The sequence below is a fragment of the Streptomyces cahuitamycinicus genome (genome assembly GCF_002891435.1).
GTDB lineage: Bacteria > Actinomycetota > Actinomycetes > Streptomycetales > Streptomycetaceae > Streptomyces > Streptomyces cahuitamycinicus.
Map to the genome: position 1 here is coordinate 1 of NZ_POUC01000379.1, position 7,853 is coordinate 7,853.

General features: G+C 73.4%; 8 protein-coding genes and 1 pseudogene. 5 read left to right on the forward strand and 4 right to left on the reverse strand.

The features are described from left to right. Both C1J00_RS33745 and C1J00_RS33750 read left to right on the forward strand, forming a co-directional pair. The coding region (locus tag C1J00_RS33745; RefSeq protein WP_146046300.1) for a helix-turn-helix domain-containing protein at nucleotides 1-451 on the forward strand (451 nt) is incomplete at its 5' end. A 109-nt stretch (nucleotides 452-560) separates the two neighbouring features. Further along, nucleotides 561-1,751, forward strand: coding sequence for a CaiB/BaiF CoA transferase family protein (locus tag C1J00_RS33750; RefSeq protein ID WP_102912772.1), 1,191 nt, complete (start codon nucleotides 561-563; stop codon nucleotides 1,749-1,751). Nucleotides 1,752-1,816: 65 nt separating this feature from the next. Here C1J00_RS33750 and C1J00_RS33755 read toward each other — a convergent pair whose 3' ends face one another. From C1J00_RS33755 to C1J00_RS33765, 3 genes and pseudogenes are all read right to left on the reverse strand, one after another. After that, a complete protein-coding gene (locus tag C1J00_RS33755) occupies nucleotides 1,817-2,797 on the reverse strand; it encodes a TerC family protein (RefSeq protein WP_102912773.1) in 981 nt (326 codons plus the stop codon). An 85-nt stretch (nucleotides 2,798-2,882) separates the two neighbouring features. Then, nucleotides 2,883-3,527, reverse strand: coding sequence for a phosphoribosyltransferase (locus C1J00_RS33760; RefSeq protein WP_102912777.1), 645 nt, complete (start codon nucleotides 3,525-3,527; stop codon nucleotides 2,883-2,885). 257 nt (nucleotides 3,528-3,784) lie between these two features. Beyond that, nucleotides 3,785-4,445, reverse strand: a pseudogene (locus C1J00_RS33765) (dienelactone hydrolase family protein). A gap of 118 nt (nucleotides 4,446-4,563) precedes the next feature. On the opposite strand from C1J00_RS33765, the gene C1J00_RS33770 reads away from it, so the two are divergent. The 3 genes from C1J00_RS33770 (at nucleotide 4,564) to C1J00_RS33780 (ending at nucleotide 6,747) form a co-directional block, all read left to right on the forward strand. Beyond that, nucleotides 4,564-5,580, forward strand: a complete 1,017-nt coding sequence (locus C1J00_RS33770; protein ID WP_102912774.1) for a GlxA family transcriptional regulator — start codon at nucleotides 4,564-4,566, stop codon at nucleotides 5,578-5,580. Beyond that, a complete protein-coding gene (locus C1J00_RS33775) occupies nucleotides 5,577-6,179 on the forward strand; it encodes a DJ-1/PfpI family protein (protein ID WP_102912775.1) in 603 nt (200 codons plus the stop codon). The genes C1J00_RS33770 and C1J00_RS33775 overlap by 4 nt, the downstream gene beginning before the upstream one ends. 112 nt (nucleotides 6,180-6,291) lie before the next feature. Next, complete coding sequence (locus C1J00_RS33780) at nucleotides 6,292-6,747, forward strand: archease (RefSeq protein ID WP_102912778.1); 456 nt, start codon at nucleotides 6,292-6,294, stop codon at nucleotides 6,745-6,747. Between the two features lie 46 nt (nucleotides 6,748-6,793). Here C1J00_RS33780 and C1J00_RS33785 read toward each other — a convergent pair whose 3' ends face one another. Further along, nucleotides 6,794-7,813 carry a sigma-70 family RNA polymerase sigma factor gene (locus tag C1J00_RS33785; RefSeq protein ID WP_102912776.1) on the reverse strand — a complete coding sequence of 340 codons (1,020 nt, stop codon included), beginning with the start codon at nucleotides 7,811-7,813 and terminating at the stop codon, nucleotides 6,794-6,796. Between the last annotated feature and the right edge of the window lie 40 nt (nucleotides 7,814-7,853).

Below are 7,853 nucleotides of genomic sequence, written 5' to 3' on the forward strand. Positions count from 1 at the left end.
TCGCGGCCCCCGTCTACCCGCCGGACGTCTCGGTGTCGGACCCGCCGTCCCCGTGCTCGAGTTGCCCCGGTCCTGGGCCGAGGCCCGGACCGCGCTGCGGTTCACCGCCGAGGGCACGCCGCAGGACCCCGGGCCCCAGGTCGTGCACGCCGACGAGCTGGGCGGGATCGCCCTCCTCGCCGGGCTCGTCGCGCCGGGCTCCGAGCCGCCACCCGACGTCCGTGCCCTGGAGGCCGCCGCGGCGAACGCCCCCTGGCTGCCGGCCACCCTGCACGCGGTCGCGTCCACGGGCAGCCTGCGGGCGGCCGCCGCCGGGATCAACGTCCACCACTCCACACTCCAGGACCGCCTGACCCACGCCGAGCACCTTCTCGGCTGGCCGCTGCGCACCCCGCAGGGCAGGCTCCGGCTGCATCTGGCCCTGACGATGCGCCGGCTGGCCCGGCCGTGAACGCCGCACACCCGACGTGATCCGGATCGCGCCGGTGGCCCGCCCGGCCGCCCGTCCCCTGCGGCAGACTGTCCGGGCGCCCTCCGTACACGATCCGGGAGCTTGAGGCATGAGCGTGCAGCGGTATCCCCTGGCCGGGGTCACGGTGGTCAGTCTGGAGCAGGCCGTGGCGGCGCCCTACGCCACCCGGCAGCTCGCCGACCTCGGTGCCCGGGTGATCAAGGTGGAGCGGCCGGGCGGCGGTGACTTCGCCCGCCGGTACGACACGACCGTGCACGGCCACTCCAGCTACTTCGTCTGGCTCAACCGCTCCAAGGAGTCCCTCACCCTCGACCTCAAGGACCCCCGGGGCCACGAGATCCTGCACGACCTCCTCGACGGCGCCGACGTCTTCGTGCAGAACCTCGCCCCGGGCGCCGCCGCCCGCCTCGGGCTGGACGCCGCCACCGTCACCGGCCGCCGCCCGGGCCTGATCCCGTGCACGATCTCCGGCTACGGGACGACCGGCCCCTGGTCCGACCGCAAGGCCTACGACCTGCTCGTGCAGTGCCAGACCGGGCTGGTGTCGCTGACCGGCACCCCCGAGGGGACCGCCCGGACCGGGATCTCCGTCGCCGACATCGCCGCCGGCATGTACGCCTACAGCGGCGTCCTCACCGCCCTGTACACCCGCGCCACCACCGGCGAGGCGCACCCCGTGGAGGTGTCCCTGTTCGAGGCGCTCGCGGAGTGGATGGGGCAGCCCGCGTACTACACCCGGCACGGCGGTACGCAGCCCCCGCGGCTCGGCACCCAGCACGCCACCATCGCGCCGTACGGGACGTACACCGCCGCCGACGGCCAGGAGGTGCTGTTCTCCATCCAGAACGAGCGGGAATGGGCGGCCCTGTGCGCCGAGTTCCTCGGCCGCCCGGAGCTGGTGGACGATCCGCGGTTCGCCACCGGCTCCGGCCGTGTCGCCCACCGCGAGGAGCTGAACGCCGTCGTCGCCGAGCGGTTCGCCCGCTCCGGCTCGGACGAGATCCTCAAGGACCTGGAACGCATCGGCATCGCCTGCGCCGGGGTCAACGATGTCGCCGCCTTCCTGGACCACCCCGTGCTGGCCGCCCGTGGCCGCTGGAGCGAGGTCGAGGTGCCGGGCGCCACCGTGGAGGCACTGCTCCCGCCCGCCGACCTCGCGGGCCTGCCCGCCCGCATGGACCCCGTGCCGGCCGTGGGTGAGCACACCGATGCGATCCTCACCGAGCTGGGCCGCACCGCCGATGAGGTGGCGGCCCTCCGCGCGGACGGCGTCGTCTGACGGCAGGGCCCTCCCCGGCCCGCCTGGCGTGACTCACCGGCCGCCCAGTCCGACTCCCCGGCCGCCTAGCGCGACTCACCGGCCGGCCGGGCCGCCTCCTCGGCGGCCTGCTTGCGCGACGCGCGCAGGCTGGTGAACGTCGTCACCGCCAGGACCAGCACGATGAAGCCCAGCGAGAACGGGATGCCGATCTCGGGGACGTGGACGCCCGACTCGTGCAGGGCGTGCAGCACCAGCTTCACGCCGATGAAGCCGAGGATGATCGACAGGCCGTAGGAGAGGTGGACCAGCTTCTTCAGCAGGCCGCCGATGAGGAAGTACAGCTGGCGCAGGCCCATCAGGGCGAAGGCGTTCGCGGTGAACACGATGTACGGGTCCTGCGTCAGGCCGTAGATGGCGGGGATCGAGTCGAGGGCGAACAGCACGTCGGTGGAGCCGATGGCGAGCATCACGACCAGCATCGGGGTCATGATCCGCTTGCCGTTCTCGGTGATGAACAGCTTCGTGCCGTGGTAGCGGTCGGCCACGCCGAAGCGCTCCTCAGCCATCTTCAGCAGCTTGTTCTCCTGGTACTCCTCCTCGTGGTCCTGCTTGCGGGCGTCCTGCACCAGCTTCCAGGCGGTCCAGATCAGGAACGCGCCGAAGAGGTAGAACACCCAGGAGAAGGTGGAGATGATCGCCGCGCCCGCCGCGATGAAACCGGCCCGCAGCACCAGGGCCATCAGGACGCCGACCATCAGCACCCGCTGTTGGTACTGCGAGGGCACCGCGAACTTCCCCATGATCAGGACGAACACGAAGAGGTTGTCCACGCTCAGCGACTTCTCGGTGATGTACCCGGCGAAGAACTCGCCCGTGGGCCCGCTCCCACCGAAATACCACAGTCCCAGCCCGAACAGCACGGCCAGGACGACCCACACCACCGTCCACGTCCCGGCTTCCCTGACGGACACGTCGTGCGGTTTGCGGCCGACGAAGAAGTCGACGGCGACGAGCACGCACAGGGCTGCCACGGTCAGCAGCCACACGGACAGCGAGACGTTCACTTGTTGCTCCTGATGCAGGTGTGGGAAAGGGACATCCTTGTCCGGCGTGGCTGGTTTCCGCCACTCCCGCCAGGTGAACAATTGGTCAAAGCTGCACGTGCAGCGCTTCCAGGACGTCCTGGTCCGTCAGTTGCCCGAAGTCCTCGTACCAGAGGCCCACGGCCATGAACGCGGCCGGCCGGTGCAGGCAGATCACCTCGTCCGCCTCGGCGCTCATCAGGCCGGCCCCCTCCGGGGAGCAGACGGGCGCGGCCAGGAGCACGCGTGCGGGTGCCTGCCGGTGTACGAAGCGCAGTGCGGCGCGGGCCGTGGAGCCGGTCGCCAGTCCGTCGTCGACGACGATCACGGTCCGTCCGCGCAGGTCCGGGGCGGGCCGACCCTGCCGGTACAGCCGCTCGCGGCGCCGCAGTTCGGCGCGCTCGCGCTCGATGACGCCGGTGAGGGCGGCCTCCCCGATGCCGAGGTGGCGCAGGGCGTCCCCGTCGAGGAGCGGCACCTCGTCCCCGGCCATCGCGCCGACGCCGAGTTCCTCCTGGTGAGGAGCCCCGATCTTGCGTACGACGAGCACGTCGAGCGGGGCGCCCAGCGCCTCGGCGACCTCGCGCGCCACGGCGACGCCGCCGCGGGGCAGAGCGAGGACGAGGGGATCGGGCAGGGCGCCCTCACGCTGCCGGGCCCGCAGCGTTTCGGCCAGTTCCTCACCGGCCTGCCGGCGATCACGGAACCGCATGACGGTCACCTCTGCTTCCCGCACGGGAGAGGGCACTCGGCCGCTCCGGCTCCCGCGTACCCCCGCGTCCGCCGGACGATGCACACCAGCCGGTCACCGGCCTGTTGGCGGTCTGTACCTCGCTGGTGTATCGGGTGACCGGCCTCAGGGCGGCCCACACCCGCTGGTCCAACCGGTCACCGGCCTCAGGGCGGCCCGTACCCGCTGGTCAACCGGTCACCCGCCTCAGGGCGGCCCGTACCCGCTGGTCCGACCGGTCACCCGCCTCTGGCGGCCCGTACGCGCTGGTCGCACCACTGCCGGGCGGCTTCGGTGACCTGGTCGAGTGCGCCCGGTTCCTCGAACAGGTGGGTGGCGCCGGGCACCACGTGGGAGGGTGGGCGGCGTGGGCAGCCGCCGTGCCGCCTCCTCGTTGAGCCGCAGCACGTGCGTGTCCCGGCCGCCCACGATCAGCAGTACCGGGGCCCGTACGGCGTCCAGGGCGTCACCCGCCAGGTCGGGCCGTCCGCCGCGCGAGACGACCGCCCGTACCCGGTCGGGCCGTCGTGCGGCGGCGACCAGGGCCGCACCCGCGCCGGTGCTGGCGCCGAACAGGACGACGGGCAGGCCGGCGGTGCCGGGTTCCCGCGCCAGCCAGTCGAGGGCGGCCACCAGCCGGCGGCCCAGCAGGGAGATGTCGAAGCGGAGTTCGGCTGTGCGGGCGTCGAGCCGTTCCTCCTCCTCGGTGAGCAGGTCGATCAGCAGGGTGCCGAGCCCGGCGGTGCGCAGACCGGCGGCGACCTCGCGGTTGCGGGGGCTGTGCCGGGAGCTGCCGCTGCCGTGTGCGAACAGCACGACGGCGAGGGCGTCCGGCGGCACGGTCAGATCGCCGGTGAGGGCTGCGTGGCCCGCGGGCAGGGTGACCGTCCGGGAGATCATCGTCAGCCTCCTCTCCCCCGGTTCCCGTGGTACCCACGCCGCGGTGGGCGTCCCATGGCGCGATCTGTGGGTTGCGTGTCGTTGACGCCGTACGGCGGGCCGGTGGAGCGTGAGGGGCGTGACCGATCGCCGTGTCGTCTTCGTCGTCTTCGATGATTTCCAGCCCCTCGACCTCACCGGACCGCACGAGGTGTTCCACAGCGCGGGCGAGTACGCCTGCGACGTCGTGGCGCCCCGGGCGGGGCCGGTCCGGTCGGCGAGCGGGCTGCTCGTGCACGCCGGGCACGGTGTCGCCGACCTCGATCCGGGCGGGACGGGCACCCTCGTGGTGGTCGGCGGCCAGGGCGTCGACCGGGCCCGCGAGGACGCGGACCTGGTCGCGTGGATCGCCGCCGCGGCGGCCGGTGCCCGGCGGGTGGCCTCGGTGTGCAGCGGCGTGTTCCTGCTGGCCGCCGCGGGGGTGCTGGACGGGCGGCGGGTCACCACGCACTGGGCCCGCGAGAAGCAGTTGGCCCGGGAGCATCCCGAGGTGCGGGTGGACTGCGACCCGATCTTCGTCCGGGACGGGCGGGTGTGGACGTCGGCCGGGGTGACGGCCGGGATGGATCTGGCGCTCGCCCTGGTGGAGGACGACCTGGGCCGGGACGTCGCGCACGAGGTGGCCCGCCGGCTGGTGCTGTTCCTGCGCCGTCCGGGCGGTCAGTCGCAGTTCAGTGTGGCTCTGTGGTCGCGGCAGCCGGCGACGGACCCGGTGCGGGCGGCGGTCACCGCGATCCACGCCGATCCCGGGGCCCGCCACGACATCGCCGGCCTCGCCGCGCACGCCGGGCTGAGCCCGCGTCATCTGCAGCGCCGCTTCACCGCCGAAATGGGCGCGCCGCCGGCCGCGTACGTCGAGCGGGTGCGCGTCGAGGCGGCGCAGCGCGCCCTCACGGACGGGGACGAGCCGGTCGAGGCCATCGCCCGTCGCTGCGGGTTCGCCACGGCCGAGACCTTGCGCCGCACGTTCCACCGCCGGCTCGGCGTCGCGCCGTCGGACTACCGCGCCCGGTTCCGCTCCACCGCGGAACCCCTTGAACCCCCGGCCCTCCGGGGCCCCTTGCCGGAATCCGCAGAGGAAGGACGAACCGCATGACGACCTACGGCCTGCTGGTCTTCGAGGACGCCGAGGAGCTCGACTTCGTGGGGCCCTGGGAGGTCTTCACCGTCTCGGCCCGGCTCCGGGAAGCCGGCGACACGGCGGTGCTGGTCTCCGAGCATCCGGGGCCGGTGCGTTGCAACAAGGGCCTGCGCGTCCTGCCCGACCACACCTTCGACGACCATCCGCCGCTGGACGTGTTGCATGTGCCGGGCGGGCGGGGCGCGCGTGAGGCCCAGCTGCACAACCCCGTGGTCACCGACTGGATCGGGAAGACGGCGGAACGGGCCGCGTGGGTCCACGGCGTGTGCACCGGCACGTTCCTGCTGCATGCCGCCGGACCCGCCCGGGGCCGCCGGGTGGCCACGCACTGGAGCCAGGAGGACACCCTGGAGACGCTGGGGGACGTGACGGTGGTCCGGGACGTCCGCTACGTCGTGGACGGGAACCTGGTCACCAGCCAGGGCGTCTCGGCCGGGATCGACAGTGCGTTGTGGCTGGTCGGGCGGTTGCACGGCCGGGAGCACGCGCGGGCCGTACGGCGATACATCCAGTACGACCCGGCGCCGCCGTACCTCGCGGACGAGCCCGTCTGAGCCGCACGCGCGGTCGCCCCCGTCGGCGAGGACGGCACGTCCTGCGCCCGAGCCGCTCGAGGTGTGGCCCGTGGGGCCGCATGGGAGGGCCAGCCTCGGGCAGGCGATGTTCATGGGCGGCGACACGGACGACGGCGGGCAAGGGCGGAAGCCGGGCGAGTTCGGGCACCGGGCGGTACCGCATCCGGGCGACATCCGGATCGAGGCGTGGGCGGCGTGCAGAGAGCATTGTCTGGCGGAGGCCGTGCTGGCGATGGTGGAGTGTTTCGCTGACGTCTCCGGGGTGCGGCCCACCGCCGTGGACCGGGTGCGGCTGCCCGAGGCCAGCGACGACGACCTGCTCGCCTCGCTGCTGGACGAGGTCATCTTCCGGCTGGAGGTGTACGGGCAGGTGCCCGTGGACGTGGAGGCGGACGAGGCCGACGGTGGCCTGGACGTACGGCTGGCCGTCACCGGCATCGCGGACGTGGAGATCACGGGGGCGGTCCCGGTGGCGGTGGCGTGGAACCGGCTGCGCATGGGCCCCGACCCGTACGGGTGGTCGTGCGCGGTGACGGTGGACGCCTGACCTACCGCGGTCGCGTGCGTGCGGACGTGGGAGGACGGCCGAGACCTCAACCCGCCCACGCCACCAGCCGTTCGCGGCTGTCCGGCTCCCGCAGCCGGGCCAGCGACTCCTTCTCCAGCTGACGCACCCGCTCACGGGTCAGACCGACGCGCCGGGCGACCTCGTCGAGTGTGCGGATGTGCCCGTCGTGCAGCCCGTAGCGCAGGCTGAGGATCATGGCCTCGCGGGGCGCGAGCGTGCCGACGGCCTCGCGGAGTTCCTCGGCGAGCGCCCGGAACTCGGCCACCTCCGGCGCCTGGAGCACCTCGGTGTCGGCGATGAGGTCGCCGACGACGGTCTCGCCCGACTCGTCCACCGGCGTGTCCAGGCTGACGGCGTCCCGCCCGAGGTGGCGCAGCCAGCCGATCCTGTCCTCGGCGAGGCCGCTCTCCCGGGCCACCTCCCCGACGCTCGGCTCACGCCCCAGGTCGAGGCGCAGCCGCCGCTCGACCTTGGCGATCTTCTGCAGTTGCTCCACGACGTGCATCGGGAGCCGGACGGAGCGGGCGTGCGCCGCGAGGCCCCGCTCGATCGCCTGGCGGATCCACCAGGTCGCGTAGGTGGAGAACTTGAAGCCCTTGGTGTGGTCGAACTTCTCCACGGCCCGGATCAGCCCCAGGTTTCCCTCCTGGATGACGTCCAGCAGGGGCAGACCGCGGTGGGCGTGCCGTTTCGCCATCGACACCACGAGCCGGAGGTTGGCCCGGACCATGTGGTCCTTGGCCGCCTGTCCGTCCCGGGCGGTCTCCTCCAGGTCGCCGCGCCCCCGTGCCGTGAGGTCGAGTTCCCCGGCGTCGGCCAGGTCCAGTCGCTCCAGTGCCCGCAGGCCGGTCTCCATCCGCCGGGCCAGCCGTACCTCGTCCTCCGCGGTGAGCAGCGGGGTCGCCGAGATCTGTGCGAGGTACTGGCCGAGGAGGTCCGGTTCCTCGTCGGGCTCGGGGATGCGCCTGCGCAGCCGGGCCGTGCGGGCCGGGGCGCGCCGGTCCTTGCGGACCTCCGCCGCGGGGTCTTCCGCCAGGGGAGACATCGTCGGGTTCCTCCCTCCCCCGCCTCGTTCCGGCTTCCCC

What these genes read in the sequence shown, in the direction of transcription:
- C1J00_RS33750 (WP_102912772.1), top strand. Translation starts at nt 561, where the DNA reads ATGAGCGTGCAGCGGTATCCCCTGGCCGGGGTCACGGTGGTCAGTCTG.
- C1J00_RS33760 (WP_102912777.1), bottom strand. Translation starts at nt 3,527, where the DNA reads ATGCGGTTCCGTGATCGCCGGCAGGCCGGTGAGGAACTGGCCGAAACG.
- C1J00_RS33775 (WP_102912775.1), top strand. Translation starts at nt 5,577, where the DNA reads ATGACGACCTACGGCCTGCTGGTCTTCGAGGACGCCGAGGAGCTCGAC.
- C1J00_RS33780 (WP_102912778.1), top strand. Translation starts at nt 6,292, where the DNA reads ATGGGCGGCGACACGGACGACGGCGGGCAAGGGCGGAAGCCGGGCGAG.
- C1J00_RS33785 (WP_102912776.1), bottom strand. Translation starts at nt 7,813, where the DNA reads ATGTCTCCCCTGGCGGAAGACCCCGCGGCGGAGGTCCGCAAGGACCGG.